Origin of the sequence: Nocardia sp. NPDC050713 (assembly GCF_040654315.1) — a bacterium.
In the GTDB taxonomy this organism is placed as follows: Bacteria; Actinomycetota; Actinomycetes; order Mycobacteriales; family Mycobacteriaceae; genus Nocardia.
This window is the reverse complement of record NZ_JBFAHS010000004.1, coordinates 373,436-399,794: the sequence shown is the minus strand read 5'-3', so window position 1 is coordinate 399,794 and position 26,359 is coordinate 373,436. Positions and strand designations below refer to the sequence as shown.

The window sequence follows — 26,359 nt, the reverse complement described above, 5'->3', positions numbered from 1 at the left end:
CGGACCGCCGATGAACGCCACCGCCGTCACGGTCTTCCACCGCCCACCGGACGCCGAGTCCTTCGAAGCCTGGCTGGATTGGATGGGCGAAACCGCCTTCGCCGCAGAGGGATTCGTGGAGTGCTGTCGTGCGGTGAGCGACGATCCCGCGCTGGAACCCGGATTCAGCGTCACCTTCCGCTCCGAGGCGCTGGTGAACGAATTCCTGGACTCGGCGGCGAGATCCCGGGTGCTCGCCGAGGGCGAGGCGCTCGGGATCCAGCGGAAGAGCTCGGATCTGGTCATCGTCGAGGGTGAGTTGCCGCCGCCGGGTGTCGGGGTGTTCCACCACAGCGTGGCCGACGGTAAGGCCGCCGATTTCGTTGCGGCGGAAGCGGAATTGGTCACTTTGAGCGCCACGTTCCCCGGATTCGAGGGCGTCGCGCTGTTCTGTCGCGGCGACACCGGCCGGTGGTTCTCGGTGCTCCGATTCCGCACCGCGCAGCATTTGTCGGACTGGATGCGCTCGGAGCAGCGGGCCGCGGCCCTGCCCGCACTGCGCGCCGAACTGACCGAGGATTTCTCGGTCGTCGCGCACACCACGCCGTTCGGATCCACGCTGCGCACCGTCGACGGGCGGACGCGGGTGACGCCCACCTGGAAGATCGCGATGCTGGTGCTTCTTGTGCTCTATCCGACGGTGATGACGCTGTCCCGTTTCCTCGGCCCGGTGCTCGACGAGAACGGAGCGCCGCCCTGGCTGGCGATGTGGTTGAGCCAGATCGTGAGCGTCGCGCTGATGAGCTACATCCTCTCGCCCGCGGTCGCGGCCTGTTTCCGGCGCTGGCTCGATCCGGTCGACGGCGCGGGATGGCGGATCAGCGCGCTCGGCGCCGCCATAGTCGTCGTCCTCTACGCACTGACGTTGCTGCTGTTCGCCACGGTGAAATGGCTGCACTACTGGGACTACAACCGTTGAGCGTGCCCGCGTGTCACTGGGACATTGCGGTGCCGCCGATCGAGACGTAGACCAGCATCACCATGAACAGGAACCAGCCCGCGCCCTGCCAGATCGGCCAGACCCGGCCCTGCCGCCAGCGCAGATAGGTGATCACGAACGCGCCGATCCCACCGGCCAGCAGGATGACGGCGGGGACGAGCAGGACCGCGATGCCCGAGGCGGCATCGCACAGCAGGGGACCGGACAGGCACTCGTCCCGCCCGGCGGCCCAGACCGCGGCAACCAGAGCGACGAGTGCGGTCGTACCGAGAATCGCGAGGTCGTAGCGGACGGCCTGGCGTAACCCCTCCGGATCGGACCAGCGCTTCTCGACATCGTTCACCATCCGGCTCACCTCCGCTCGCGGTCACGGGAGTCGGCGACACCCGTGACCGGAGTTGCCGGACCGGCCGGTCTCAAACGCGAGCGGTCAGCGCGTGGCCGACAGATCCGGCGGGTCGGTGTGGTGATGACGCATTTCGAACCAGTAGGTGGCGAACACCGTGCCGTAGGCGGCAACGACGACGGACGCGGTCACAACGAGCATCAGCAACAGCAGTGGAAGCAGAAAAGCCATGTGCCCTCCCCGGAATTGGTGTGAGGTCGGCGTCGAAACAGGGACGGCGCCGCGTCGCGCCCGTGCCCTTTCTTCCATCCCCCTGCACCCTTCGAATCCTAGAACTGCGGGGCTCGTGTGGCACGGGTGAACAGCTGTGAGTCGGGTCATGCCGATTTCGGTGTGTCTGCCACATCACATGATCTTGCTGAGGTTGAATTGAACAGGTCGACGAGTTTTTCGAAGTAACGCGCCCTCGTGAAGACGAATCCCCAGCATCACCTCAGCATCCGCGAAGGAGCATGACAGTGAGCACGATCCTCTGCGCGCTACACGACACAGTCCTCGCGCAGGTGAGTAATCCGACCCCGGAAGCGCCGCCGCTGGCGGACAAGCTCATGCAGATGGGTCGGTACTTCACCTGGCTGGTCCAGCTGTCCGGGATCACCGCCATCACCTACGGCGGTGGCCGTTTCGCCTGGGAGAAGTGGAACGGCGGCGGTTTGCAGTCGCCGAAGATGATCGCCAGCGCGATGGCGGGAGGTGCTGTCGCCACGAGCGCGGGGACGATCATGAACGCGGTGATCTAGCCGCCGGAAGGGTCGCGCACCGCGGACGGAACCGACTCCGCCCGCGGTGTGCGACCCTTTTCACATCGCTTATTAGTTGTACGCAACTCAGTTGCTCGCTACTGTTCATGGGGCACGGCAGGTTCTCCCAGAAAGGCACCCCATGAACACCCTCTACACCGCACAGGCCACCGCGACCGGCACCGGACGCGGCGGACAGGTCCGCTCCTCCGACCAGGCGCTCGACCTCGAACTGAGCGTGCCGAAGGAGCTCGGCGGCGCGGGTGGCGCGGGCACCAACCCCGAGCAGCTGTTCGCCGCGGGATACGCCGCGTGCTTCCACAGCGCGCTGCAGCTGGTCGCACGCCGCGAGAAGGTGAAGATCGCGGACTCCTCGGTGACCGGCGCGGTGGGCATCGGCCCGAACGGCGACGGTTTCGGCCTGGCCGTCACCCTCACCATCGACCTGCCCGGCCTCGAGTCCGGTGTGGCGCGCTCGCTGGTCGACGCGGCGCACCAGGTCTGCCCGTACTCCAATGCCACCCGAGGCAACATCGACGTCGACCTGGTCGTCGCCTGAATCCGCAAGTCCGCGTAGTAGATTCGAAGCGCCTGAGCCCCGCTCGCGCCCGCACCGGTTTGTCCGGTGCGCGCGGCGGGTAGGTGAGAAGCGTCCCTTACCGGCGAAGGAGGCGCTCATGACATCGGACAGCACGGTGGCGACCGAGGTGGCGGCGGATACCGCGGTCGGACGGCTGCGCAGCGTGGTGTTGGACTGCCCGGAGCCGCGCGAGCTCGCGAAGTTCTACGCCGCGCTGCTCGGCGGGGTGGTCATCGACGAGGAGGACGAGGACGACACCTGGGTGGTCGTCGTCGACCCCGACGGCAGGCGCCTGGCCTTCCAGACCGCACCGCGCTACAAGCCGCCGCGCTTCCCGGATCCGGAAGCGTCCCAGCAGATCCACCTCGACATCCTGGTCGACGACATCGACGTCGCCGAGACCAAGGCGCTGGCGCTCGGCGCGCGTCCGGTGCAGGCCAGCGACGACGACCGGTTCCGCGTCTACGCCGACCCGGTCGGGCACCCTTTCTGCCTGGTCTGGTCGCACGGCCGATGAGGCCGCGTCGGATACAACTCGCGCGGCGTGGGTAGGCGGGCGGTATGACCCAGACACGCCCCCTCGCCCTTGTCACCGGAGCTTCCAGCGGAATCGGCCTGGAACTCGCGAAGCAGTTCGTGGAACACGGCTACGACGTGGTGGTGGCCGCGGAGGACGCGGCCATCGAGACCGCCGCCGATCAGGTGCGCCGTCCCGGCGTGGAAGTCCGCGCGGTGCAAGTGGATCTGCGCACGCCCGAAGGCGTGGAGCGGCTCTACTCGGCGGCGACCATGGACGAGCGGCCGCTCGACGCCGTCGCGTTGAACGCGGGCGTCGGCCGCGGCGGCGACTTCGTGGCGACCGACCTCGACGACGAACTCGACACCATCGCCCTCAACGTGCGCTCGACGGTCCACCTGGCCAAGCTCGTGCTCGGCGACATGGTGCGGCGCGACACCGGCAAACTGCTGTTCACGTCCTCGATCGCGGCGACGATGCCCGGCGCGAAGCAGGCGGTGTACAACGCGTCGAAGTCGTTCGTGCAGTCCTTCGCCGAGGCGCTGCGCGAAGAGACGCGCGGCACCGGCATCACGGTCACCGCGCTGATGCCGGGTCCGACCGACACCGACTTCTTCCGCAGGGCCAAGATGCTGGAGACCGTGGTCGGCAAGGGACCCAAGGACGACCCCGCCGACGTGGCGCGCCAAGGCGTCGAGGCGTTGCTGCGCGGCGACCAGAAGGTGGCGGCCGCCTCGCTGGGCACCAAGGTGCTGACGACGATCAATCACGTCCTCCCCGATTCGGTGAAGGCCGCGGCCAACCGCGTCGCCTCGGCGGCTCCGCTGCCGCACCGGCACTGAGCCGTCCATGGCCGTCGCGTTGAACCGCGTCGTCCGCACGCCCCTGCTGTACTTCTTCATCCTCGGCGACGTGCTCGGCGCGGGGGTGTACGTGTTGATCGGCGAGATCGCGGGGGCGTCGGGCGGCGCGCTCTGGCTGCCGCTGCTCACCGCGCTCGTGCTGGCCTGCCTCACCGCGGGCTCCTACGCCGAGCTGGCCACCAAATATCCGAGGGCGGGCGGCTCGGCGCACTACGTGACTCGGGCGCTCGGTCCGGCGGCGGGCACCTGCGTCGGATTCTGCATGCTCGCCGCGGGCGTCGTCTCTGTTGGCGCGTTGGCCAGGGGGTTCGCGTCCGACTACCTCGCCGCGCTGGTGACTTTGCCGACCCTCGCCGTTGTGGTGGTCTTTCTGTCCGCCCTCGCCGCGCTGAATCTGCGCGGCATCAAGGAGTCGCTCGGCGCGAACGTGGTCGCCACCGCGATCGAACTCGGTGGCCTCCTGCTCGTCATCGGCCTCGGTGCCTGGGTGCTGCTGCGCGGCGACGGCGACCCGAGCAGGCTCACCCAGGTGGAGACGGCCGAGCGGGGAGCGGTCGGCGCGGTGCTCGCGGGCGCGGTGCTGGCGTACTACTCGTTCGTCGGCTTCGAGACCTCGGTGAATCTGGCCGAGGAGGTGCGCGATCCGCGCCGCACCTATCCGCGGGCGCTGTTCGGCGCGCTGCTCACCGCGGGCGCGGTGTACGTGCTGCTCGGTGCGGTCGCGGGAGCCGTCGTGCCCACCGAGGTTCTCGCTGAATCCAGCGGACCGCTGCTGGAGGTGGTCCGGGTGGCGGGCGGCGTGCCGGAGCGCCTGTTCGCGGTGATCGCGCTCGTCGCCGTGGCGAACGGCGCCCTGCTGACCGGCATCATGGCCTCGCGGCTGGCTTACGGCATGGGGCGCGACGGTCTGCTGCCCGCCGCGCTGGCCAGGGTGTTGCCCGGCCGCCGCACGCCGTGGGTAGCGATCCTCACCACCACCGCCGTGTCGCTGGCGCTCGCGCTGACCGGTGAGGTGGGATCGCTCGCCGAGACGCTGGTGCTGTTGCTGCTCGTCGTCTTCACCGCGGTCAATGCCGCCGTGCTGATCCTGCGCCGGGAGCCGGTCGACGCCGAGCACTTCCAGGTGCCGGTGGTGGTGCCTTGGTTGGGCCTCGCGTCGTGTCTGTTCCTGTTCACCCGCATCGGCGCGGAGGTGTGGTTGCGCGGGGCGATCCTGCTCGGGCTCGGGTTGCTGCTCGGCGTCGTCAACGCGTTCCGTTCGCGTTCGACGAGTGGGCCGGAATCCGCGGACGAGCCGACGCGGGTATGAGCTACAGGGCATGCCGCGTCCCACCCGTGTCCGCGCTGCCGACCGGCCATCCAGTAGCTTGGCACGCAGGGTGGCCGCGGTTCGAAGGAGCCGACGAGGCCGCCGCGGAACCAGTTTTCGCACACCCCACCGGACCTGACGAACGAAGAGAGCTGATCGATGCCGACCTCTGAAGCGCGTGCACACATCGGTGTTACCGGCCTGGCTGTCATGGGCAGCAACATCGCCCGCAACTTCGCCAGGCACGGTTACACGGTCGCGCTGCACAACCGTTCTGTCGCCAAGACCGACGCGCTGCTCGCCGAGCACGGCGGCGACGGCGATTTCGTGCGCACCGAGACCATCGAGGAGTTCGTCGCCGCGCTGGAGAAGCCGCGCCGGGTGCTGATCATGGTCAAGGCGGGCGACGCGACCGACGCCGTCATCGAGGAACTCGCTTCCGCGATGGAGCCGGGCGACATCATCATCGACGGCGGCAACGCGCTCTACACCGACACCATCCGCCGCGAAGCCGCCATGCGCGAGCGCGGGCTGAACTTCGTCGGTGCGGGCATCTCCGGCGGCGAGGAGGGCGCGCTCAACGGTCCGGCGATCATGCCGGGCGGCCCGAAGGAGTCCTACGAATCGCTCGGCCCGCTGCTGGAGTCGATCGCCGCACAGGTCGACGGCACCCCGTGCTGCACCCACATCGGACCCGACGGTTCCGGGCACTTCGTCAAGATGGTGCACAACGGCATCGAGTACGCCGACATGCAGCTCATCGGCGAGGCCTACCACCTGTTCCGCGACGCGCTCGGCTTCGACGCCAAGCAGATCGCGGACGTGTTCACCCAGTGGAACTCCGGTGATCTGGAGAGCTACCTCGTCGAGATCACCGCCGAGGTGCTCGCGCAGGTGGATGCCAAGACCGGTCGCCCGCTGGTCGATGTCATCGTGGACGCCGCCGAGCAGAAGGGCACCGGCCGCTGGACGGTCAAGTCCGCGCTCGATCTCGGTGTGCCGGTGACCGGAATCGCCGAGGCGGTTTTCGCCAGGGCGCTGTCGGGCTCGCGAGCGCAGCGCAAGGCCGCGGTCGGTCTCGCTTCCGGCACGCTGGCCGAAAAGCCCACGGACGTCGAGCAGTTCACCGAGGACATCCGTCAGGCGCTCTACGCTTCGAAGGTCGTCGCCTACGCGCAGGGCTTCGATCAGATCGCCGCGGGCAGCGCCGAATACAACTGGGGCCTCCGTCCCGGCGATCTGGCGACGATCTGGCGCGGCGGCTGCATCATCCGGGCCCGGTTCCTGAACCGGATCAAGGAGGCCTACGACCAGGATCCCGACCTGCCGAGCCTCATCCTCGCCCCGTACTTCCGCGAGGCGATCGAAACCGCCATCGACAGCTGGCGGCGCGTGGTTTCCACCGCGACCCTGCTCGGCATCCCGGTCCCGGCCTTCGCGTCCTCGCTGTCGTACTACGACGCGCTGCGCGCCGAGCGCCTGCCCGCCGCGCTCACCCAGGGGCAGCGCGACTTCTTCGGCGCGCACACCTACGAGCGCATCGACGCCGAGGGCAAGTTCCACACGCTGTGGAGCGGTGACCGCAGCGAGGTGTCCGCGGGCTGACCCGGGAGCGCGGTCTCCCGGCCGTGTTTCGCGCCACATCGCATCACAAAGTTTTCGGCTCGCTCGTCCAAGTCGGTGAAAGCCACCGGGCGAGAAGGAGGACGAGATGCGGGTACTACTGGCGGGCGCGACGGGCGCGATCGGGCGGCCGCTCATCCGGGCACTGGCCGACGGCGGTCACGAGGTGCTCGCCGTCGCTCGAAACCCGAAGAGCGACGGGACGATTCGCGAACTCGGCGCCGAGCCGATCATCGCGGACGTGATGGATCGAGCGGGGCTGCTGCGCGCGTTGCGCGGCCGCTCCGCCGACGCGGTGCTGCACGAGGCGACGGCGCTGAAGAGCGCAGGCCGCAACCTGACCGACGACGATCCCACGAACGCCCTGCGCCGCACCGGGACCGCGAATCTGCTCGCGGCCGCTGACCAGCTCGGGGCTGGCCGGTTCCTCACCCAATCGCTGATCACCGGGTACGGGTACGTCGACCACGGCACCCGGCGGGTCACCGAGGACGACCCGTTCGGGATCGAGGACGGCGGATACGCCGATCCGGTGATCGCGGGCTGCCGCGCCACCGAGGAGCAGGTGTTCGCCGCGGACCTGGACGGTATCTCGTTGCGCTACGGGCTCTTCTACGGTCCCGCCGCCTTCAGCGACCTGTTCGCCGGACTGCTGCGCAAACGCGTTCCGCTGGTTCCGCTGGGCGGCGGCGGGGTGATCAGCTGGATCCACGTCGCCGACGCGGCGGCCGCGACCGTCGCCGCGCTGGAGCGCGGAAAGGCGGGCCACGCCTACAACATCGTCGACGACGAACCGATCACCTGGCGGCGATTCCTCGACACCGTCGCGGCCGCGCACGGCACCCCGCGCGCCATCGCCATGCCGACCTGGCTCCTCCGCTTGGCCGTGCCTTACCTGGGTTGCCTGATGTCGGACACCACGCTGCGCGTCGACAACACCAAGGCGAAGCGGGAGCTGGGATGGGCACCGGTGTATCGCTCGGTGGCGGAGGGTCTCGCGCGGGTGTGACAGCGAAACGAGTGTTGTCCTAGCACACTCGCGATGAGAGTATGTCTCCCTACATCTCTCATCGCCTCGCGGGCGGGTGAGCGCGCCGAAAGGACCGAGGATGCCGCAGTACCGACCCGCCTGCTGCGGCGACCCCCGCTTTCTCGGCGCGCCGTTTCTCCTCTCGGAGCGCATCGCGGGCGAGACCGTTCCGCGTCGGGTGCTCCGCTCGATCCGCACCGGGGGTCTCGCCGAGCGCGTCGCGGGCCAGCTCGGCGAGGCGATGGCTCGCCTGCACGCCATCGACCCGGTCCACGCGCCGAGCGCCCTTCCCGGCGAGCCGGATGCCGACCCCGCCCGAGCGCTGCTGCACGAGATCCACGAAGGCGTCGACGCGCTGCTGGCGGATCGCTTCGGCGACGATGCCCGCGAGTTCGGCGGTCTCGTCGACCGCGCCGCTTACGTCACCGCCTACGAGCGTGCGGGCGGCGCTTTCGACCTCGACCGGTTCCGCTGGTGGAAGATGGCGTCGACGGTCGCGTGGGGCGTCCTGCTCGCCAGACAAGCGGCCGCGTATCTCAGCGGCGAGACCCGCGACATCGTGATGGCCGCCAGCGGCAGGCGAGTGTCGGAAATCGAATGGGACCTGCTGATGCAGATCCGACCGGCGGCTGCTTAGGAGCATCGATGGATTTCGAACTGCCCGAGGAACTTCGGAGCTACCTGCGCGAACTCGACGAGTTCATCGAGGATCAGATCGTTCCGCTCGAACAGGCCGACGACAACATGCGCTTCTTCGACCACCGCCGCGAGGACGCGCGCACCGATTGGCACCGGGGCGGGCTGCCCAGCGCGGAGTGGGAGGCGCTGCTGGCCGAGGCACGCCGCCGCGCGGACGCGGCCGGTCACTTCCGCTATCCGTTTCCCGCCCGATACGGCGGCCGGGACGGCACCGATCTCGGCATGGCCGTCATCCGTGAGCATTTGGCGCGCCGCGGACTCGGCTTGCATTGCGATCTACAGAACGAGCACGCGATCGTCGGCAACAACGTCGGTTTGCTGCTGATGCTCGAATACGGATCGCCCGCGCAGCAGGCCGAGTGGGTCGACGAATTGGCGGCGGGCACGAAGATGTTCGCCTTCGGCATCACCGAACCCGAGCACGGGTCCGACGCGACGCACATGGAGACCGTCGCGGTGCGCCGCGGTGACACGTGGGTGATCAATGGCGAGAAGACATGGAACACCGGAATTCACACCGCGGCAGCCGATTTGATTTTCGCTCGGACGTCGGGCGAACCCGGCGACAGCGCGGGCATCACGGCTTTCCTCGTTCCCGCCACGACGCCCGGATTCCGGATCGAGGAGTATCTCTGGACGTTCAACATGCCGACCGATCACGCGCGCGTGACCCTGACCGATGTCGAGGTGCCCGACAGCGCGGTGTTCGGTGAGGTCGGCCGCGGGCTCGCCGTCGTGCAGCATTTCTTCAACGAGAACCGGATTCGGCAGGCCGCGTCGAGTTTGGGTGCGGCCCAGTACTGCATCGACGAGTCGGTCGAGTACGCCAAGCGGCGCAAGCCTTTCGGGGTGCCGTTGGCTCGCAATCAGGCGATCCAGTTCCCGCTCGTCGAATTACACACGCAATGCGAGATGCTGCGCGCGCTGATCTACAAGACCGCGTGGTCGATGGACCGCTACGGCACGTTCGCGGTCTCCGAGCAGGTGTCGATGTGCAATTACTGGGCGAACAGACTGTGCTGCGAGGCCGCCGACCGAGCCATGCAGATCCACGGCGGCATGGGCTATTCCCGGCACACACCCTTTGAGCACATCTACCGTCACCACCGCCGCTACCGGATCACCGAAGGCGCGGAGGAGATCCAGATGCGCAGGGTGGCCGGTTACCTGTTCGGCTTCATGGACCGGGCTCGGCCCAAGGGCGTCGGACGCGACTGATCGGGGTCGTCCGCGGCGCGCGCACCCTGCTCGCACTCCTCGGTGTTCTCGGCGGCGGTCCGGATCCGCGCGACCGCGCTCGCTGTCAATTTACTGCCGCACATGTGCGCCCCCTTCGTTCTTCCGGGATGGATCGATGATGACCGGAAGATCGTGCTCGCACACCGCCTTGCCACTGCCCATGACACGGATGGTGTGAATCGGCCGGTCCGCGAACGGAGATCGAGAGCGTCGAGGACCCGCCCGGTGCGGCCGGGATGCGTACAGTGCGAATATGCCCGAAGAAGCGCATCCCGGCGCGGTCGAGGCCGCCGCCGCGGGCACCGAAGACGTGCTCTCGCTCGCGGCCCAACTGTGCTTTGCCCTCTACTCGACCTCGCGCTCGATGACCGCGGCCTACCGGCCCTACCTGGACGCCATGCAGGTGACCTACCCGCAGTACCTGACGCTGCTCGCGCTCTGGGAGACCCCCGGCATCACCATGAAACAGCTCGCCGACCGGCTCCGACTCGACTACGGAACCGTCTCCCCGCTCGTGCAACGGCTACAGAACCGCGGCCTGGTCGAGAGCGTCCGCAGTTCCCGCGACCGCCGGGCGGTGCACCTCCGCGCCACCCCGGCGGGTCTCGCCCTGGAACAACAGGCCAGGCAGATGATCGGCGCGGTCATGGAAGAGGTCGGCTACCCCCTCGAAACGGTGACCGCCCTGCGCGACCAGGTCACCGCCCTCGGCACCCGCCTCGACACCGTCGTCGCCGAACGCGACAAGCGGTAGGCGGGATCGCCGCGCCGGTGCCGGGGCAGCGGAGATCGCCACCGGCATCGGCGCCGCGCGCCGCGTTCGAATGGTTACCGCCGCGCGGAAACGGTCGCCGCTCCAGCACGAATCCGACGGTGCAGACGAATGCCTACGGGGCGGGGCGGCGGAATGGGCGTGGCCCGAGCCGACGCTGGCCGCACGTCATGGTCCACGCCGCGCGCGGACCAGAACGGGCGGTGGACGCCGTGCCGGGCTGGTTCGGCATCACCGCGCGCAAGCGGTGGGAGGGGGTTGCCGAGCGGTGGGTACAGAGGGCGATCACGCGTCGACCGCCCGGCGGGCGTAGGCGCGGACGTCGGCGTCGGTGTCGTCGATCGCGCGTTCGAGGGCGTCGCGGGCGGATTCGGTCGTGCGCCAGGTGCTCAGGGAGAGGACCGCGGCCTTGCGGACGTCCAAGTGCGGGTCGAGCAAGGCCTCGGCGAGCAGGGGAACCGCGAGGTCGGGTGCGGCGCCCGCCAGGCCGCGGGCCGTGCCGACCCGGACCTGCCAGGCCGAATCACGCAGCGCGCCGGAGAGATTGGCGGCGTCCTCGGAGTCCGCGCCGAGTGCGGCGAAGGCGGTGAGTGCCGCCGCGCGGACCAGCGGATCGCGGTCGGTGGACAGTGCGCGGATGACGTCCACGCCGCCGTCGCCGATGGCGGCCAGGCCGTTGGCGACCGCGATGCGCACTTCGCGGTTCGGGTCGTCGGCCAAGGCGGCGACCCCGGTGCGATCGTCGAGGGAGACCAGCGCGCGCACCGCCTCGATGCGCACCCGATGGTCGGCGTCACCAGACGCCGCGCCGAACTGCGCCGCGTTGCCCGCGCGCAGAGCGCGCAGCAGGTCGACGACGGTGGCGCGCACCAGCGGGTCGGCGGACTTCAGGTGTTCGGGCAGTCCGGCCGCGTCGGGCAACATCTCCACCAGTTCCCGCAGAGCTTCGGCGGCTACCCGCCGCACCGACGCGGCCGTGTCGCCGAGCGCGTCTGCGAGGGCGGCCGCGAACCCGTCCGGTGTGTGCTCGGTCAGCACCGAGATCGCCGCGGCCCGCACACCGGCGTCGTCATCGGCGAGGTAACTCGAAAGATCCTGAAGTGCAGGCGAATCCAAGGCGAGCAGGGTGACCAGCTTGGGCGAAGGGGGAGTTGCGGGAGACGAGGTGACGACCACCGTGTCCTCGCGCTGGGGCGGCCTTCCGGATCGCAGTTCGGGCTGTTCGACGCCGACGATGGTGGGATCGGTCGACGGCACGTCGTCCAGTCCTGGTACGGGAACCAGATACGGCGCGACGGGCCGCTTGAGAAACTCCATCTCCCCGTTCGCGTCCTTGCGCAGATTCAGGTGGTAGCGCCAGGCGTTGTCGTCGCGCTCGGGTAGGTCGGCGCGCTCGTGGTAGAGGCCCCACCGGGATTCGGTGCGGGTCAGCGAACTGCGTGCCGCCATTTCCGCGCAATCCCGGATGAACGAGACCTCCACCGCGCGCATCAGCTCGTGCGGGGTGCGCGCCCCGATGTCCTCGACCTCCGCGCGCATCCGCTCGAACGTCTCCACCGCGATGGACAACTTGGTGGCCGTTTTCGGCGGTGCCACATAGTCGTTCACGAACCGGCGCAGCTTGTATTCGACCTGGGGCTGCGGCGGACCGTCCGGCTGACGCAGCGGCCGGTAGACGAGCTCGTGCGCGGCGGCCAGCTGGTCCTCGGGAAGCTCCTGCGGCGCATCGAGTTCCGCGAGCGTCGAAGCGGCGTGCGCGCCCGCGAGGTCGCCGTAGACGAACGCGCCGATCATGTAGTTGTGCGGCACGCAGGCCAGGTCGCCCGCCGCGTACAGGCCGGGCACGGTGGTGCGAGCGTGCTCGTCCACCCACACGCCGGAGGCGGAATGCCCACTGCACAAGCCGATCTCGGAGATGTGCATCTCGATGTCGTGGGTGCGGTAGTCGTGGCCGCGGTTGGCGTGGAAGGTGCCGCGAGTGGGGCGTTCGGTGGTGTGCAGGATGCCCTCGAGCGTGGACAGCGTCTCGTCGGGCAGGTGCGAGACCTTCAAATAGATCGGCCCGCGCGCGGATTCGATCTCACGCTTGACCTCCGCCATCATCTGACCCGACCAGTAGTCGGAGTCCACGAACCGCTCACCCTCGGCGTTGACCTGATAGCCGCCGAACGGATTCGCGACGTAGGCGCAGGCGGGTCCGTTGTAATCCTTGATGAGCGGGTTGATCTGGAAGCACTCGATACCGGAGAGCTCCGCGCCCGCGTGGTAGGCCATGGCGTAACCGTCGCCCGCGTTGGTCGGGTTCTCGTAGGTGCCGTACAGGTAGCCGCTGGCGGGCAGCCCGAGGCGGCCGCACGGCCCGGTCGCCAGGATCACCGCTTTGGCGCCGACCGCGACGAATTCCCCGGTGCGCGTGTTCAGCGCCGCGGCGCCGACCGCGCGTCCATCGGCGGTCAGCACCCGAACGGGCATGAGCCGGTTCTCGATCCGGATCTTCTCGCGCATCTTGCGTTGGCGCAGCACGCGATACAGCGCCTTCTTGACGTCCTTGCCCTCCGGCATCGGCAGCACGTACGACCCGGAGCGGTGCACCCGGCGCACCGCGTACTCGCCGTACTCGTCCTTCTCGAACTTCACGCCGTAGCGCTCCAGCCGCTGCACCATCGCGAAGCCGCGGGTCGCGGTCTGGTAGACGGTGCGCTGGTCGACGATTCCGTCGTTGGCCCTGGTGATCTCGGCGACGTAGTCCTCCGGCGTCGCCTTGCCGGGGATCACCGCGTTGTTCACCCCGTCCATGCCCATGGCCAGCGCGCCGGAATGGCGCACGTGCGCCTTCTCCAGCAGTAGCACGTTCGCGCCGTGTTCGGCGGCGGTGAGCGCGGCCATGGTTCCCGCGGTGCCGCCACCGATCACCAGCACATCGCAGTCGAGCCGGATTCGTTCGGACAGCTCGGGAATGGGCGTACCTCCGCCTCCGCTCCGGCCGGGCGCGTTGTTCATAGTTTCTCCAGGATCTCGTCCCGCACGGCCTGCCGGTCCACCGACCGGCGCGGAGCGGGGACCTCGACGACGGCGCGCAACGCGGCGGAACGCTCGTCGTGCCTGCCGAGCACGGCGATGCGGTCGCCGAGCAGCAGGGCCTCGTCGAGGTCGTGGGTGACGAAGACGATGGTGGTGGGATGGGCCCGCCAAGTGTCGATCAGCAGCCGCTGCATGGTGGCCCTGGTCTGGGTGTCCAGCGCGCCGAACGGCTCGTCCATCAGCACGGCGCGCGGCGCCCCGGCGAGGCTGCGCGCCAATTGAACTCGCTGCCGCATGCCACCGGAGAGGTCGCGCGGCAGGTAGTCGGCGTAGCCGGTCAGCCCGACCTCGGTGACCCAGCGCTGCGCGAGCGCCTTGCGTTCGGCGCGTGGCGTGCCGCGCAGGTGCAGCGCGAGTTCGATGTTCTGGCGTGCGGTGCGCCACGGCAGCAGCGCGTCGTCCTGGAACACCAGGGCGCGATCGGCCGACGGCCCGGTGACCGTGGACCCGTCCGCGCGCACCGTCCCCGCGTCGGGACTGCGCAGCCCGGCGATGGCGCGCAGCAGCGTCGACTTGCCGCAGCCGGATTTGCCGACCACGACGAGGATTTCGCCCGCGGCGATGTCCAGGTCGAGCCGGTCGACGACGATGCGGGAGCCGTAGGCGATCCGCACGCCGTCGAGGGTGAGCCGCATGCCCACGGTGGCGGGAGCGGCGGGAGCCGTTGTCGTGGTGGTCATTCCGCAACCTCCCTGGGAAGCCAGCGGGTGATCCGGCGACCGGCCAACTCCACGAGGCTGGAGGTGGCGAAGCCGAGCACACCGATGGTGATCATGCCGACGAACACCGCCGGATAGTCGACGATGGTGTAGGCCTGCCAGGTGCGGTAGCCGACGCCGAGCCGCCCGGAGATCATCTCCGCGGAGATGAGGCAGATCCAGGCGACGCCCATGCCGACCGACAGGCCGCTGAACACCCCCGGCAGGATGCCGGGAAACACCACGCGCACCAACACATCTCGCCGCGAGGCGCCGAGTGTGCGCACGGCGTCCTCCCAGATCGTCGGCAGTGCCCGCACCGCGTGCCTGGTGCTCACCAGGACGGGGAACAGCGACGCGGTGAAGGTGATGAAGACGATGCCGGACTCGTCGCTGGGAAACAGCAGGATCGCCACCGGCACCAGCGCGATCGCCGGGATCGGGCGGATCAGCTCGGTGAGCGTGCCGAAGACGTCGGCCAGCAGCCGGGAACGCCCGAGCCCGATGCCCGCGAGCACGCCCACCACCGCGGCCAGCCCGAAACCGGTGACGATGCGGATCAGCGACTGGGCGATATCCAAGTAGTACTGGTCCTTGCCGAGGTGCTCGCCGAACTCCGCCACGATCTCGGTCACCGTCGGCAGCGAGTCGAACCGCAACCCGGCCCGCACGTCGTTGACGGTGAGCAGCTGCCACAACCCGACCGCCGCGAGCACCGAGGCGACGCGGAGGGCCCGCGAACCCCACTCGGAAGCGCCGCGCCCCTTCGCGGTCTCCTCCTCGGTGACCGCGGCGACGGCCACGGCGGTCATCCGCGGACTTCCGTGACGGCCTGGTCGTAGGAGACCGGCGTGGCGGTGGGATGGGTCTGCCGGTAGCGCTGCGCGGCGGCCTGCGTGGTGAAGGGCAGGTACTTCGCGCCGTCGCGCAACCACACCGCCTTGTCGGCGAACCAGCGGGTGCCCAGCTCGGCGTCGGGCACGTAGACCGCGCGGATCACCTTGCCCTGGGCCTTGGCGGCCTGCACGGCGCGCAGCAGGCAGGTGGGGTCGGCCGCGGGCTGCGGCTGGTCGGCGCCGTCCACCCACAGTTCACCGGCCAGCGCCGGGTCGGCGACCGCGGTGCCGCAGACGGGGTCGGTGCCGGTGATGGCGCTCGGGTTGGCGGTCGAGGCCAGCGCCCGGTCGTAGTCGGGCTGACCCGTCTCGGCGAAGGTCTTGCGCAGCGGCGCCGCGTCGACGAAACCGTCCACGTTCAGTTCGGCGAAGTCGCCGATCGACTTCAGGTACGGCACATCGCCTTTCAACGCGGTGATCAGGTTCGGCTTGAGGGTGGTGTCGAAATGCGTTCCGCCGGGGCCGTTGTAGAGATAGACGACTTCCTGTGGCAGACCGGAGCCCTCCGCGACGATCCTGGCGGCCTCGAAGGGGCGCTCGTTGAGGAACTTGGTGGCATCGAGCTGCGCGGCGAGGAAGGCCTGCAATACCTCCGGATGCTCGGCGCTGTACGAGCGGCGCGCGACGACGCCGTGGAAGGTGGGCACGTTCAGTTCGGCGCCGTCGTAGAGCAGCTTGGCCTTGTTCTGGAAGACGAGCAGTCCGGGCCAGGCGACGAATTGCGACAGCGCGCCGACCTGATGCGACTCCAGCGCGGTCGCACCGACCTGCGGCTGCTGGTTGAGCACCTCGACGCCCTTGGCCGGATCGATGCCCGCCCGCGACAGCGCCTGCACGAGCGTGCCGTGGCCCGCCGAGCCGACGCTCGCCGAGATCTTCTGGCCCGCAAGGTCGGTGATCACGCGAGCTGGCGAATCATTGGGCACCACAACCATGTTCAGCGCGCCCTTGGGGTTGTAACCAGTGACCGACACCAGCGCGGTTTCGGCGCGTTCGTTGGCCTGGGTGCGAGATCCGTTGATCAGCAACGGATAATCGCCCATGGACCCGATGTCGATCTTCTCGGCCACCATCTGCGCGGTGATCGGCGCGCCGGTGTCGTAGTCCTGCCACTCCACCTGATACTTCGCGCCGCCGTTGTCGGTGATCTGGCGCAGCCGCTGTTCGAGATAACCCTGGGCGCGCAGCAGCGTGCCCGCGGTGACGGTGTTGATGGTCTTGGACTGATAGCCGACGACCACCTTGACGGTGCCCGCGGGGGCGTCGTTCGAGTTCTCCAGTGAGCAGCCCGCGGCGGCGAGTGCGGCGGCGAGCAGGACGGGGACGAGACGTGCTTTCATGTGACTTTCCAGATCAGCGGAGCAGATAGGGCATGTTGACGGTGACCGCGCCGGTCGGGCAGCGAGCCGCGCAGGGGCCGCAGTACCAGCACTCGTCCACGTGCATGTAGGCCTTGCCGTTGTCGGGGTTGATCGCCAGCGAGTCGAGCGGGCAGATCTCCACGCACAGGGTGCAGCCCTCGATGCACAGCGATTCGTCGATGGTGACGGGGATGTCGGCGCGCTGGTTCGCGAGTGCCATCTATCGGACCTTCCATTGGGGTGTGCCGCGGGACAGACTGCCGCGCATGGTGATTCGGTCGCCGCGCATGCGGATGTACTCCAGGTCGACCGGCCTGCCGTCGTCGAGGCGGGTCAGCCGCTCGAGCATCAGCAGCGGGGCGCCGTCGGGCGTGTCGAGCGTGGACGCGGTGTGCGGGTCGGCGGCGATCGCCTCCAGCGCCAGATCGGCGTGGCCGAGCGAGCGGCCGCTGATCTTCTCCAGCAACACGAAGATGTCGGTGTTCTCGAGATCGTTGGCGAGCACTTCGGCGCCGATGTCGGGGACCAGGTAGGTCAGGTCCAAGCTCAGCGGCCGGTCCGCGAGGTAGCGCAGCCGCTCCAGATAGACGACCCGCTCGCCGGGGTCGAGACCGAGCCTGCGGGCGACCGCGGGCGGCGCGGTGATGTGTTGGGCGGTGCGCACCTCGTTGCGCACCGTGCCGTGGCCCTTGAGGGTCTCCTGAAGTCCCAGCAGTTCATCGAGGCCGTGGTCGTACTTGCGGGCCCCCACTCGGGTGCCGACCTTCGGGGCGCGGTAGATCAGGCCCTCGTCCTTGAGCAGGGCCAGTGCCTCGCGCACGGTGTTGCGTGACGCGGAATGCTCTGTGGCGAGCTGCTGTTCGGTGGGCAGCACCTCGTCGAACGCGCCCGCGTGGATCTGGTGGCGCAGCACGTCGGCGACGCGGCGCGCCTGATCGGCGCGCAGCTGCCGCACCGGGGCCGGTTCCGCACCCATCCGTTCCGCCTCTCTCTCGCTGACCTGCACGGACAGCGACGATAGACGCGAAAAGGGGCCTCGAGATCGAGCTCGCGCACCGCGCGAATCAAGGGATGTTTCTTCGCCAGCGGTGACGGGCGCCGACCAGGGAAAACAGGGCGGCTACGGGCTATTGCGCCACCCTGTTTCCCGGGGTCGGGTTTCGATCACGCGGATTCGAATGATCGATCGAGCGCGCTCAGAACCAGTCGTCGCGCATTTCCAGCGTGGTGCGGTCCAGCGCGTCGAGCAGGTCCAGCTGCGGACCGGTCTTGGGCAGCTCGTAGCGGAAGAAGTAGCGGGCCGCCGCGCGCTTGCCTTCGTAGAAGTCGCCCTCGTGGTCAGCCGCGGCCACCATCTGCTCCAGCCAGATCCAGGCGACCACGATGTGGCCGAACGCCTCCAGGTAGATGGTCGAGTTCGCCATCGCCGCGGCCGGGTCGCCTACGGCGAACATGCCCGCGGTGACGAGCAGCAGGCGCTGCCAGGACGAGTCGAGTTCCACCGCGAATTCCTCGGCGTCGCCGCCCTTTTCGGTGGCCGCCTCGATGGTCGCCGCGATGCGTTCGCCGAGCAGGCGCAGCGAGGCGCCCTCGTACTGGATCACCTTGCGGCCCAGCAGGTCCAAGCCCTGGATGCCGTGGGTGCCCTCGTGGATCGGGTTGAGGCGATTGTCGCGGTAGTGCTGTTCGACGTCGTACTCGCGGGTGTAGCCGTAGCCGCCGTGCACCTGGATGGCGAGGCTGTTGGCCTCGAGACACCACTGCGAGGGCCAGCTCTTCGCCACGCCGGTCAGGATTTCCAGCAGCAGTGTGTGCTCGCGGGCGGTCTGCGCGTCGGCGGCGGTGCGTTGCAGGTCGACCAGCCGGTTGCAGTAGAGCAGCAGCGCCAGCGCGCCCTCGACATAGGCTTTCTGCGCCAACAGCATTCGCCGCACGTCGGCGTGCTCGACGATCGGGATCTGCGGCGCGGCGGGATCCTTGGCGGTCACCGCGCGGCCCTGCTGCCGCTGCCTGGCGTATTCCACGGACTTGAGGTAGCCGGTGTAGCCGAGCGCGGTCGCGCCGAGGCCGACGCCGAGCCGCGCCTCGTTCATCATGTGGAACATGTAGGACAGCCCACGGTGCGGTTCCCCCACCAGGTAGCCCACCGCGCCCGCCGCGCCGCCGGGGGTGTGCCCGCCCTCGCCGAAGTTGAGCACCGTATTGGTGGTGCCGCGGTAGCCCATCTTGTGGTTGAGCCCGGCCAGCACGACATCGTTGCGCTCGCCCAGCGTGCCGTCCTCGCGCACCAGGAACTTGGGCACGACGAACAGCGAGATGCCCTTGGTGCCCGCCGGACCGCCCGGGATCTTGGCCAGCACCAGGTGCACGATGTTCTCGGTGAGCTCGTGATCGCCGCCGGAGATCCACATCTTCGACCCGAACAGCCGGTAGCTGCCGTCGTCCTGCGGCTCGGCGCGGGTCACGATGTCGGCCAGCGACGATCCGGCCTGTGGCTCGGACAGACACATGGTTCCGGTGAACCTGCCCTCCACCATGGGCCGCACGAAGCGCTCGATCTGTTCCGCGGAACCGTGCGCGGCGAGCAGGTTGGCGTTGCCGACGGTCAGGAACAGGTAACCGGTGGTGCCGACGTTGGCGGCCTGGAACCAGCTGAACCCGGCGGCCTCCACCGCGGCGGGCAGTTGCAGGCCGCCGATCTGCTCGTCCATGCCCGCGCCGACGAGGTTGGCCTTGGTGAACGCCTCGACGGCCGTCTTCACCTCGGGGATGATCGTCACCCGCTCGCCGTCGAACGTCGGCTCGTTGCTGTCGTTGCGCTTGTTGTGCGGCGCGAAGTACCGGGTGGCGATATCCTCACAGAGATCGAGGAAGCCGTCGAAGGTCTCCCTGGAATGCTCCTCGAAACGGGGGAGCGCGGTCAGTTCCTCGACCCGCAGCCATTCGTAGAGCAGGAAGTCGAGATCTCTCCGGGAGATCAGATTCGAGCGCACGGCCATCCTCTCGCGACGTCACTGCCGGGGCGCGGAACGGCCCCGGGGCATTTGATACGTTACTATCAATTTGTCGCGAATGGACAGGGCTATCCGGATCCGGCCGCGGCCACCGCGTCCAGGAGCGGGGTTCGCCACGCCGCGCGGCAGATCAGCAGATCCGGGAGATAGGGGCGGGGCCGGTTGTACTCGAGCGGGCTGCCGTCGACGCGCGAGGCGTGCAGCCCCGCGGCCAGCGCGACGCCGACGGGCGCGGCGGAATCCCATTCGTACTGGCCGCCCGCGTGCAGGTAGGCGTCGGCTTCCCCGCGCACCACCGCCATGGCCTTGGCCCCCGCCGAACCCATCGGGACCAGCGTCGCCCCGACGGCGTCGGCCACCTCGCGCGCCCACGCGGGTGGTCGCGAGTCGCTCACCAATAGCCGTGGCTCGTCCCGTGCGGGGTCGTTCGAACCCGGATGGTCGCTGACGTGCACCTTGCCCAGCGCGGGCTGCGCGACCGCCGCGGCGGTGATGCCGCGATCGCGCTCCCACAGCGCGACGTGCACGGCCCAGTCCGAGCGGCCGGGCATGGCGTATTCGCGGGTGCCGTCGAGCGGATCGATGATCCACACCCGGTCGGCGGTGAGCCTGCGCGGGTCGTCCGCGGATTCCTCGGAGAGGACCGCGTCCCCGGGCCGAGCCGCGGCCAGTTCGGTGAGCAGGAAGTCGTTGGACAGCGCGTCGCCGCGCGCCCCGAGATCGGGCAAGCCTTCCTCGCGCAGGGCACTCAGCAGGCTTCCGGCGCGGTCGGCGAGATCGGCGGCGAGACGGGCATCGGTGATCATGGCCGGTCCAGATTGTCCAGCAGGGCGAGAACGGTCGCGGCCATGGCGGCCGGATCGCCGTCGGCGGGACGCAGCGCCACGTCCGGCGCGGTAGGCGCCTCGTACGGGTCGTCGATGCCGGTGAAGCCGCGAATCTCACCAGCCCTCGCCTTGGCGTACATCCCCTTCGGATCGCGCGCCTCGCAGATCTCCAGCGGCGTGTCGACGAACACCTCGACGAATGGGATCCCCGCCGACTCGTGCGCGGCGCGTACCCGGTCGCGGTCGGCGCGATACGGACTGATCAGCGAAACCACCGCCACCACACCGGCTTCGGCGAACAGCCGGGCCACCTCACCGACGCGGCGGATGTTCTCGACCCGATCCTCGGCGGAGAAACCCAGATCGGCGTTGAGGCCGTGGCGCAGGTTGTCGCCGTCCAGCAGGAAGGCGGGGCGCCCCGACGCCACCAGCCGCCGCTCCAATTCGACGGCGACCGTGGACTTTCCGGATCCAGACAGTCCCGTCAGCCAGACAGTCGCCCCGCGGGTCGCGCGCTCGTCGCGCTCCACCGCGGTCGAGTGCCAGACCACCCGGGAAGCGGGCAGCGTCGCGCCGGTGATCATCCCCGCCGCGACCGTGTTGTTCGTCGCCTCGTCCACCAGGATGAAGCTGCCGGTGGACCGGTTGCGGCGGTAGGGGTCGAACAGCAGCGGCTGGCGGGTGCGCAGCTGAATGCGTCCGATCTCGTTGAGCGACAACGATTCCGCGTGCTCGTCGCGGTGCAGGGTATTGACGTCGAGCCGGTAGTCCAGGCTGCGGACCTCGGCGGTCGCCGCGCGGGTGGTGTGGCGGACCGAGTACGTCGCGCCGGGGGTCAGTGCGGAGTCCTCGGCGAACCAGCACACCATCGCGTCGATGTCGCGGCCGACCTGTGGTCGATTGGCCGGGCGGCAGATCAGATCGCCGCGCGAGATGTCTATTTCGTCGGCGAGTTGCATGGTGACCGCCTGCGGCGGAAAGGCTTGGGCCACCGCGACGCCGCCGGGACCCCAGATCGCCTCGACCTTGGTGGTGAAACCCGATGGCAGCACGGCCACTTCGTCGCCCGGCTTGAACACACCGCCCGCCACGGTGCCCGCGTACCCCCGGAAATCCTGGGCGTGGCTGCGGGTCACGTACTGCACGGGGAAGCGCGCGTCGATGAGATTGCGGTCGGAGGCGATGTGCAGATCCTCCAGATGGTGCAGCAGGGGAGTGCCCTCGTACCACGGCATGCTCGCGCCGCGGTGCACGATGTTGTCGCCCTGGAGCGCCGAGACCGGGAAGAAGGACAGATCGGCGACCTCGAGCTTGGTGGCGAAACCGGCGAATTCCTCGCGGATCTCGGTGAAACGCTCCTGGGACCAGTCGACCAGATCCATCTTGTTCACACACAGCACCAGGTGCGGGATCCCGAGCAGGCTGGCGAGGAAGGCGTGGCGGCGGGTCTGCTCGACGACGCCCTTGCGCGCGTCGACCAGGATGAGCGCCACATCGGCGGTGGACGCGCCGGTCACCATGTTGCGGGTGTACTGAATGTGGCCCGGGGTGTCGGCGATGATGAACTTGCGCCGCGGCGTGGCGAAGTAGCGGTGCGCCACGTCGATGGTGATGCCCTGTTCGCGCTCCGCGCGCAGACCATCGGTGAGCAGCGCGAGGTCGGGGTACTCGTCGCCGCGCTCGCGGCTGGTGCGCTCCACGGCGGCGAGCTGATCGGTGAAGATCGTCTTGGAGTCGTAGAGCAGACGGCCGATCAGGGTCGACTTGCCGTCGTCGACGCTGCCCGCGGTGGCGAGACGCAGCAGGGTGGTGGCCATCAGAAGTACCCTTCTCGTTTGCGATCTTCCATGCCCGCCTCGGAGATGCGGTCGTCGGCGCGGGTGGCGCCGCGTTCGGTGACCCGCGCGGCGGCGACCTCGGTGACCACCTCTTCGGGGGTCGCGGCGGTGGATTCCACGCATCCGGTGCACGTCGCGTCGCCGACGGTGCGGAAGCGCACGGTCGCCTCGTAGGGCTGTTCGCCGTCGAGCAGGCTCAGGAACCTGGTGTGCGCCAACAGCATTCCGTCGCGCTGCACGACAGGGCGGCGGTGCGCGTAGTACAGCGGAGGGAGTTCGATCCGCTCGGCCGCGATGTAGCTCCAGATGTCGAGCTCGGTCCAGTTGGAGAGCGGGAACACCCGGATGTGCTCACCGGGCCGGTGCCTGCCGTTGTACAGGTTCCACAGCTCGGGACGCTGGGCCCGCGGCTCCCACTGGCCGTATTCGTCGCGGAAGCTGAAGACCCGCTCCTTGGCGCGGGCCTTCTCCTCGTCGCGGCGGGCGCCGCCGAAGACCGCGTCGAAGCGGCCCTCGCGAATGCTGCGCAGCAGGGTGCCGGTCTGTAGGCGGTTGCGCGAGGCGCGCGGACCGGTGTCCTCCACGACCCGGCCCGCGTCGATGTCGTCCTGCACCCGGCCCACGATCAGCCGCAGACCGAGGCGCTCGACAGTGCGATCGCGGAACTCGATGACCTCGTCGAAATTGTGTCCGGTGTCGATGTGCAACACCGGGAACGGCAGCGGCGCGGGCCAGAAGGCCTTGGCCGCCAGATGCAGCATCACCACCGAATCCTTGCCGCCGGAGAAGAGCAGCACCGGGCGTTCGAAGGTGGCTGCCACTTCACGGAATATGTGCGCCGACTCGGCCTCGAGCGCGTCCAGATGAGGCAGCTCGTAGGTGATCGCCGTCGACTTCGCGTACTGGCTCACGTCCCAAAACTAGAACACGTTTCGGTGTGCGGTCAACGGTTCGATCGCACCGCGGTTGCGACTTCGACGGGTTTGCGGCCGCCCGACGCATTCGTCACCGCGTCCGCCGCGGCCACCAAAGCGGCTCCGCGCCGGGCGATCTCGGCCCCCGTGATGGACGCGCCGACGTACATCGTGAGCACCATGTTCTGCCTGCCGTCGCCGCCGTAGGTCGGCGCGGCGAGCAGGCTCACCGGGTGCTCCTTGCGCGGGCGCAGATCGGCGCCGAGGTACACCCGCTCGCCCAAGCTGGTGACCAGCTCGCCGACCAGTTCGCGCAGCTCGTCGGGCAGATCGCGGGCGGCGACGCCGGCCAGCAGCGAGTACAGCCGCCGCCCCGCCGCGGTGAGGCTCTCGACCAGGTAGCCGCGCTCGCGGCACTCGGCGACCACCTGGCGCAACCGCGCCTCGTCCTGCTGGAGTGGGACGGTCGGCGGGGTGGCGAGCCACGCGTCGAACGCGGCGTCGGTGTCCCACAGCACGTACATCAGGCCGACGGGCGGCGCGAAGTGGTACGACGCGCCCATCTTCACCATCCCGGGGCCCGTGCTCTCCAGTACCGAGATCCGGTCTCCGACCACCGCCGACGCGGTGCAGGTCGTGCGGTACCTGGCGCTGAGTTCGGCCAGCTCGCCACGGGCGATGGCCGACATCGCGAAGCTGTCCTGGGCGGCCCGACCGGCCGCGATCAGGGCGGGTCCGAGGCCGTAGACGTGCGTGTGCGGGTCACGCACCAGATACCCGCCCGCGGTCAGCTCGGTGAGAATGCCCAGGCAGGTGGGCTTGGCCATGTCCAGTTCGCGGGCCAGCTCGGAGAGCCCGAAGCGCTTGCCGCGCTGCTCGACGAGGAAATCCAGCAGCTGGACCACCCGTTCGGTGGGGGCGGATCGGCGCGCGACCATGGACAACTCCTAGAACACGTTCTAATCTTGCTCGTATCGAAATGTACCAGAGCGGTACATATTTGGACCACCCGGGAGAGCCTCTTGCTGACCCAGCCGTTCGCGGACGCGATCGCCGCCGCCGAGCAGATCATCACCGAAGCGCCACATATCCGAACCGAACAGGATCTCGTCGAGGGCTACGACTACCTGGCGGGCAGCATTCGCGCGGCCTTGCAGATGGCGTGGGCCTACGAGCGGGACTTTCCGTTCTTCGTCCAGTCGACCGGCCCGTACACCAAGATGGGCCTGGACAATCCCGACACCCTGTACTTCCACTCCTACCTGCGCCCGGACGCGGAATACCTGGTCACCGGTACCCGCGGCACCACAAGGGACCTGAGCTTCCAGGTGCTCAACGGCAACTACTCGCCGGTGGACGTGCCCGACAGTGAGACCGCCTTCGACGACCGGGCCTTGGACGTCGCCCCCGACGGCACCTATGAGCTGCGGCTCGGACCGGGTGAGGCGCGCCCCGGTTATGTCCATCTCGCGCCCGACTCGGCGATGCTGGTGGTGCGCGAGGTGTTCAGCGACTGGTCCACCGAGAAGCCGGGCACCCTGCGCATCCAGCGGGTCGACACGATCGGTGATGCGCCGCCGCCGCTGACCAAGGATCTGCTGACCAAGCGCTACGGGATCGCGGGCAAGATGCTGCTGTCGCGGCTGAAGACGTTCCTTGCCTTCCCGGAGTGGTTCTACCTCAACCTGCCGGTGAACACGATGACCGAACCGAGGTCCACGCCCGGCGGGCTGACCACCCAGTTCTCCTCGGCGGGGCACTACGAACTCGCCGACGACCAGGTCATGATCATCACGGTGCCCAAGTCGGACGCGCCCTACCAGGGATTCCAGCTGGGCAGCATGTGGTACCTGTCGCTGGACTACATCAACCACCAGACCAGCCTCACCGCCGACCAGGCGCGCGTCGATCCGGACGGGATGATCCGGCTGGTGGTCAGCGAGCGCGACCCCGGGCTGGCCAACTGGATCGAGCGCACCGGGCACGCCAGGGGCTATCTCCAGTTCCGTTGGCAGCGGCTCTCCAGGGATCTGAAACCCGAGGACGGTCCGGCGGTGGAGATCGTGGAGTTCGACGAATTGTCCACGCGGTTGCCGTATTACGAGCGGGCGCGCGTGACACCGGAGGAGTGGAAGGCAAGGATCGCGGCCCGTCAGGTCGCCGTCGCGGAGAGGATGCTCGGCTGATGTTGTTGCAGGACAAGGTGGTTGTGGTCTCGGGTGTGGGGCCGGGGCTCGGCAGAGCCATCGCGGTGCAGGCGGCCAAGGCGGGCGCGGACGTGGTGCTCGCCTCGCGCACCGAATCGCGGCTGACGGAGGTCGCCAAGGAGATCGCCGAGATCGGCAGGCGCGCGGTGGTGGTGCCCACCGACATCAACGACGAAGCTGCGGTGACCAACCTCGTCGAGACCGCGGCCAGCGCCTTCGGCCGGGTCGACACGCTGGTGAACAACGCCTTCGCGATTCCGCCGCTGGCGGATCTGGCCGAGGTGGATCTCGATCAGGTCCGCGCGGGTTTCGAGACGAACGTGCTGGCCGCGCTGCGCCTGACCCGGTTGTTCATTCCCGCGCTCACCGAGACGAAAGGCTCGGTGGTGATGATCAATTCGGCGGTGCTGCGCCACTCGCGGCGCACCTTCGGCCCGTACAAGATGGCCAAGTCCAGCCTGCTCGCGCTCGCCCAGAGCCTAGCGACCGAGCTGGGACCCAAGGGCATTCGGGTGAATTCGGTCGCCCCCGGCTACATCTGGGCCGACAACCTGAAGTGGTACTTCAACTACCTGGCCCAGCAGCGCGGCATCACGCCGGAGGCGGTCTACGCCGAGACCGCCTCGACCATCGATCTGCGCAAGCTGCCCGAGCCGGACGAGATCGCCGACGCCGTCGTGTTCTTCGCCTCGCCGCTGGCGCGCGCGATCACCGGCGCGTGTCTGGACGTCAACGGCGGCGAGTACCACCACTGATGAGGAGCGAG

The 26,359-nt window shown here is 69.0% G+C and carries 25 protein-coding genes and 1 pseudogene; 13 read left to right on the top strand and 13 right to left on the bottom strand.

What is annotated here, in order from left to right; all coding sequences use genetic code 11:
* Positions 1 to 10 precede the first annotated feature (10 nt).
* A complete protein-coding gene (locus tag AB0H49_RS10800; RefSeq protein WP_357249812.1) occupies positions 11 to 958 on the top strand; it encodes an antibiotic biosynthesis monooxygenase in 948 nt (315 codons plus the stop codon).
* A gap of 13 nt (positions 959 to 971) precedes the next feature.
* Here the strand turns inward: AB0H49_RS10800 and AB0H49_RS10795 are convergent, their stop codons facing one another.
* Both AB0H49_RS10795 and AB0H49_RS10790 read right to left on the bottom strand, forming a co-directional pair.
* The gene (locus tag AB0H49_RS10795; RefSeq protein WP_355002875.1) at positions 972 to 1,325 is read right to left on the bottom strand and encodes a hypothetical protein; all 354 of its coding nucleotides are present in this window, start codon (positions 1,323 to 1,325) and stop codon (positions 972 to 974) included.
* 84 nt (positions 1,326 to 1,409) lie between these two features.
* The gene (locus AB0H49_RS10790; protein WP_355002874.1) at positions 1,410 to 1,556 is read right to left on the bottom strand and encodes a hypothetical protein; all 147 of its coding nucleotides are present in this window, start codon (positions 1,554 to 1,556) and stop codon (positions 1,410 to 1,412) included.
* A gap of 287 nt (positions 1,557 to 1,843) precedes the next feature.
* Here AB0H49_RS10790 and AB0H49_RS10785 point away from each other — a divergent pair, with 287 nt between their 5' ends.
* The 10 genes from AB0H49_RS10785 to AB0H49_RS10740 all read left to right on the top strand — a co-directional run bounded on the left by AB0H49_RS10785 (position 1,844) and on the right by AB0H49_RS10740 (position 10,739).
* On the top strand, positions 1,844 to 2,125 hold the full coding sequence (locus AB0H49_RS10785; RefSeq protein ID WP_355002873.1) for a hypothetical protein: 282 nt from the start codon (positions 1,844 to 1,846) through the stop codon (positions 2,123 to 2,125).
* A gap of 142 nt (positions 2,126 to 2,267) precedes the next feature.
* Positions 2,268 to 2,684: an organic hydroperoxide resistance protein gene (locus AB0H49_RS10780; protein ID WP_357249809.1), complete on the top strand. Its 417-nt coding sequence runs from the start codon at positions 2,268 to 2,270 to the stop codon at positions 2,682 to 2,684.
* Positions 2,685 to 2,802: 118 nt separating this feature from the next.
* Positions 2,803 to 3,222: a VOC family protein gene (locus AB0H49_RS10775; RefSeq protein ID WP_355002872.1), complete on the top strand. Its 420-nt coding sequence runs from the start codon at positions 2,803 to 2,805 to the stop codon at positions 3,220 to 3,222.
* A gap of 44 nt (positions 3,223 to 3,266) precedes the next feature.
* A complete protein-coding gene (locus AB0H49_RS10770) occupies positions 3,267 to 4,064 on the top strand; it encodes an SDR family NAD(P)-dependent oxidoreductase (RefSeq protein ID WP_357249806.1) in 798 nt (265 codons plus the stop codon).
* 7 nt (positions 4,065 to 4,071) lie between these two features.
* Complete coding sequence (locus AB0H49_RS10765; protein ID WP_357249803.1) at positions 4,072 to 5,394, top strand: APC family permease; 1,323 nt, start codon at positions 4,072 to 4,074, stop codon at positions 5,392 to 5,394.
* A 159-nt stretch (positions 5,395 to 5,553) separates the two neighbouring features.
* The gene (gene gndA / locus AB0H49_RS10760; protein ID WP_357249800.1) at positions 5,554 to 6,999 is read left to right on the top strand and encodes an NADP-dependent phosphogluconate dehydrogenase; all 1,446 of its coding nucleotides are present in this window, start codon (positions 5,554 to 5,556) and stop codon (positions 6,997 to 6,999) included.
* A 106-nt stretch (positions 7,000 to 7,105) separates the two neighbouring features.
* A complete protein-coding gene (locus tag AB0H49_RS10755; protein ID WP_357249797.1) occupies positions 7,106 to 8,026 on the top strand; it encodes an NAD(P)-dependent oxidoreductase in 921 nt (306 codons plus the stop codon).
* Positions 8,027 to 8,102: 76 nt separating this feature from the next.
* On the top strand, positions 8,103 to 8,684 hold the full coding sequence (locus AB0H49_RS10750) for a phosphotransferase (protein WP_357249794.1): 582 nt from the start codon (positions 8,103 to 8,105) through the stop codon (positions 8,682 to 8,684).
* An 8-nt stretch (positions 8,685 to 8,692) separates the two neighbouring features.
* Positions 8,693 to 9,964, top strand: a complete 1,272-nt coding sequence (locus AB0H49_RS10745; protein ID WP_357249791.1) for an acyl-CoA dehydrogenase family protein — start codon at positions 8,693 to 8,695, stop codon at positions 9,962 to 9,964.
* A gap of 274 nt (positions 9,965 to 10,238) precedes the next feature.
* Positions 10,239 to 10,739: a MarR family transcriptional regulator gene (locus AB0H49_RS10740; RefSeq protein ID WP_355002865.1), complete on the top strand. Its 501-nt coding sequence runs from the start codon at positions 10,239 to 10,241 to the stop codon at positions 10,737 to 10,739.
* 303 nt (positions 10,740 to 11,042) lie between these two features.
* Here the strand turns inward: AB0H49_RS10740 and AB0H49_RS10735 are convergent, their stop codons facing one another.
* The 11 genes and pseudogenes from AB0H49_RS10735 to AB0H49_RS10685 form a co-directional block, all read right to left on the bottom strand.
* Positions 11,043 to 13,757, bottom strand: a complete 2,715-nt coding sequence (locus tag AB0H49_RS10735; protein ID WP_357249788.1) for a fumarate reductase/succinate dehydrogenase flavoprotein subunit — start codon at positions 13,755 to 13,757, stop codon at positions 11,043 to 11,045.
* Positions 13,754 to 14,518 (bottom strand): ABC transporter ATP-binding protein, encoded by a 765-nt coding sequence (locus tag AB0H49_RS10730; RefSeq protein WP_355002863.1) that lies wholly within the window; start codon positions 14,516 to 14,518, stop codon positions 13,754 to 13,756. Before AB0H49_RS10730 ends, AB0H49_RS10735 begins: the two co-directional genes overlap by 4 nt.
* A complete protein-coding gene (locus AB0H49_RS10725) occupies positions 14,515 to 15,348 on the bottom strand; it encodes an ABC transporter permease (protein ID WP_355002862.1) in 834 nt (277 codons plus the stop codon). Before AB0H49_RS10725 ends, AB0H49_RS10730 begins: the two co-directional genes overlap by 4 nt.
* Positions 15,345 to 16,772 (bottom strand): ABC transporter substrate-binding protein, encoded by a 1,428-nt coding sequence (locus AB0H49_RS10720; RefSeq protein ID WP_357249783.1) that lies wholly within the window; start codon positions 16,770 to 16,772, stop codon positions 15,345 to 15,347. The genes AB0H49_RS10725 and AB0H49_RS10720 overlap by 4 nt, the downstream gene beginning before the upstream one ends.
* 13 nt (positions 16,773 to 16,785) lie before the next feature.
* Positions 16,786 to 17,013, bottom strand: coding sequence for a ferredoxin family protein (locus tag AB0H49_RS10715; RefSeq protein WP_355002860.1), 228 nt, complete (start codon positions 17,011 to 17,013; stop codon positions 16,786 to 16,788).
* Complete coding sequence (locus AB0H49_RS10710; RefSeq protein ID WP_357249780.1) at positions 17,014 to 17,769, bottom strand: GntR family transcriptional regulator; 756 nt, start codon at positions 17,767 to 17,769, stop codon at positions 17,014 to 17,016. It lies immediately after the preceding gene.
* Positions 17,770 to 17,989: 220 nt separating this feature from the next.
* Positions 17,990 to 19,786: an acyl-CoA dehydrogenase gene (locus AB0H49_RS10705; RefSeq protein WP_357249777.1), complete on the bottom strand. Its 1,797-nt coding sequence runs from the start codon at positions 19,784 to 19,786 to the stop codon at positions 17,990 to 17,992.
* A gap of 143 nt (positions 19,787 to 19,929) precedes the next feature.
* Positions 19,930 to 20,613 (bottom strand): annotated as a pseudogene (locus tag AB0H49_RS10700) (3'(2'),5'-bisphosphate nucleotidase CysQ); the annotation flags it as partial.
* Positions 20,610 to 22,451, bottom strand: a complete 1,842-nt coding sequence (cysC, locus tag AB0H49_RS10695; protein WP_357249774.1) for an adenylyl-sulfate kinase — start codon at positions 22,449 to 22,451, stop codon at positions 20,610 to 20,612. The pseudogene AB0H49_RS10700 and the gene cysC, both read right to left, overlap by 4 nt.
* On the bottom strand, positions 22,451 to 23,383 hold the full coding sequence (cysD, locus tag AB0H49_RS10690; RefSeq protein ID WP_355002856.1) for a sulfate adenylyltransferase subunit CysD: 933 nt from the start codon (positions 23,381 to 23,383) through the stop codon (positions 22,451 to 22,453). Before cysD ends, cysC begins: the two co-directional genes overlap by 1 nt.
* Positions 23,384 to 23,415: 32 nt before the next feature.
* Complete coding sequence (locus AB0H49_RS10685; RefSeq protein ID WP_357249770.1) at positions 23,416 to 24,324, bottom strand: helix-turn-helix domain-containing protein; 909 nt, start codon at positions 24,322 to 24,324, stop codon at positions 23,416 to 23,418.
* Between the two features lie 84 nt (positions 24,325 to 24,408).
* On the opposite strand from AB0H49_RS10685, the gene AB0H49_RS10680 reads away from it, so the two are divergent.
* Together AB0H49_RS10680 and AB0H49_RS10675 are read left to right on the top strand one after the other, a co-directional pair.
* The gene (locus tag AB0H49_RS10680; RefSeq protein WP_357249767.1) at positions 24,409 to 25,572 is read left to right on the top strand and encodes a hypothetical protein; all 1,164 of its coding nucleotides are present in this window, start codon (positions 24,409 to 24,411) and stop codon (positions 25,570 to 25,572) included.
* Positions 25,572 to 26,348: an SDR family oxidoreductase gene (locus AB0H49_RS10675; RefSeq protein WP_357249764.1), complete on the top strand. Its 777-nt coding sequence runs from the start codon at positions 25,572 to 25,574 to the stop codon at positions 26,346 to 26,348. Before AB0H49_RS10680 ends, AB0H49_RS10675 begins: the two co-directional genes overlap by 1 nt.
* The last annotated feature ends 11 nt before the right edge of the window (positions 26,349 to 26,359 follow it).

What these genes read in the sequence shown, in the direction of transcription:
- AB0H49_RS10800 (WP_357249812.1), top strand. Translation starts at nt 11, where the DNA reads ATGAACGCCACCGCCGTCACGGTCTTCCACCGCCCACCGGACGCCGAG.
- AB0H49_RS10795 (WP_355002875.1), bottom strand. Translation starts at nt 1,325, where the DNA reads ATGGTGAACGATGTCGAGAAGCGCTGGTCCGATCCGGAGGGGTTACGC.
- AB0H49_RS10790 (WP_355002874.1), bottom strand. Translation starts at nt 1,556, where the DNA reads ATGGCTTTTCTGCTTCCACTGCTGTTGCTGATGCTCGTTGTGACCGCG.
- AB0H49_RS10780 (WP_357249809.1), top strand. Translation starts at nt 2,268, where the DNA reads ATGAACACCCTCTACACCGCACAGGCCACCGCGACCGGCACCGGACGC.
- AB0H49_RS10775 (WP_355002872.1), top strand. Translation starts at nt 2,803, where the DNA reads ATGACATCGGACAGCACGGTGGCGACCGAGGTGGCGGCGGATACCGCG.
- AB0H49_RS10770 (WP_357249806.1), top strand. Translation starts at nt 3,267, where the DNA reads ATGACCCAGACACGCCCCCTCGCCCTTGTCACCGGAGCTTCCAGCGGA.
- AB0H49_RS10765 (WP_357249803.1), top strand. Translation starts at nt 4,072, where the DNA reads ATGGCCGTCGCGTTGAACCGCGTCGTCCGCACGCCCCTGCTGTACTTC.
- gndA (WP_357249800.1), top strand. Translation starts at nt 5,554, where the DNA reads ATGCCGACCTCTGAAGCGCGTGCACACATCGGTGTTACCGGCCTGGCT.
- AB0H49_RS10755 (WP_357249797.1), top strand. Translation starts at nt 7,106, where the DNA reads ATGCGGGTACTACTGGCGGGCGCGACGGGCGCGATCGGGCGGCCGCTC.
- AB0H49_RS10745 (WP_357249791.1), top strand. Translation starts at nt 8,693, where the DNA reads ATGGATTTCGAACTGCCCGAGGAACTTCGGAGCTACCTGCGCGAACTC.
- AB0H49_RS10740 (WP_355002865.1), top strand. Translation starts at nt 10,239, where the DNA reads ATGCCCGAAGAAGCGCATCCCGGCGCGGTCGAGGCCGCCGCCGCGGGC.
- AB0H49_RS10735 (WP_357249788.1), bottom strand. Translation starts at nt 13,757, where the DNA reads ATGAACAACGCGCCCGGCCGGAGCGGAGGCGGAGGTACGCCCATTCCC.
- AB0H49_RS10730 (WP_355002863.1), bottom strand. Translation starts at nt 14,518, where the DNA reads ATGACCACCACGACAACGGCTCCCGCCGCTCCCGCCACCGTGGGCATG.
- AB0H49_RS10725 (WP_355002862.1), bottom strand. Translation starts at nt 15,348, where the DNA reads ATGACCGCCGTGGCCGTCGCCGCGGTCACCGAGGAGGAGACCGCGAAG.
- AB0H49_RS10720 (WP_357249783.1), bottom strand. Translation starts at nt 16,772, where the DNA reads ATGAAAGCACGTCTCGTCCCCGTCCTGCTCGCCGCCGCACTCGCCGCC.
- AB0H49_RS10715 (WP_355002860.1), bottom strand. Translation starts at nt 17,013, where the DNA reads ATGGCACTCGCGAACCAGCGCGCCGACATCCCCGTCACCATCGACGAA.
- AB0H49_RS10710 (WP_357249780.1), bottom strand. Translation starts at nt 17,769, where the DNA reads ATGGGTGCGGAACCGGCCCCGGTGCGGCAGCTGCGCGCCGATCAGGCG.
- cysC (WP_357249774.1), bottom strand. Translation starts at nt 22,451, where the DNA reads ATGGCCACCACCCTGCTGCGTCTCGCCACCGCGGGCAGCGTCGACGAC.
- AB0H49_RS10685 (WP_357249770.1), bottom strand. Translation starts at nt 24,324, where the DNA reads ATGGTCGCGCGCCGATCCGCCCCCACCGAACGGGTGGTCCAGCTGCTG.
- AB0H49_RS10675 (WP_357249764.1), top strand. Translation starts at nt 25,572, where the DNA reads ATGTTGTTGCAGGACAAGGTGGTTGTGGTCTCGGGTGTGGGGCCGGGG.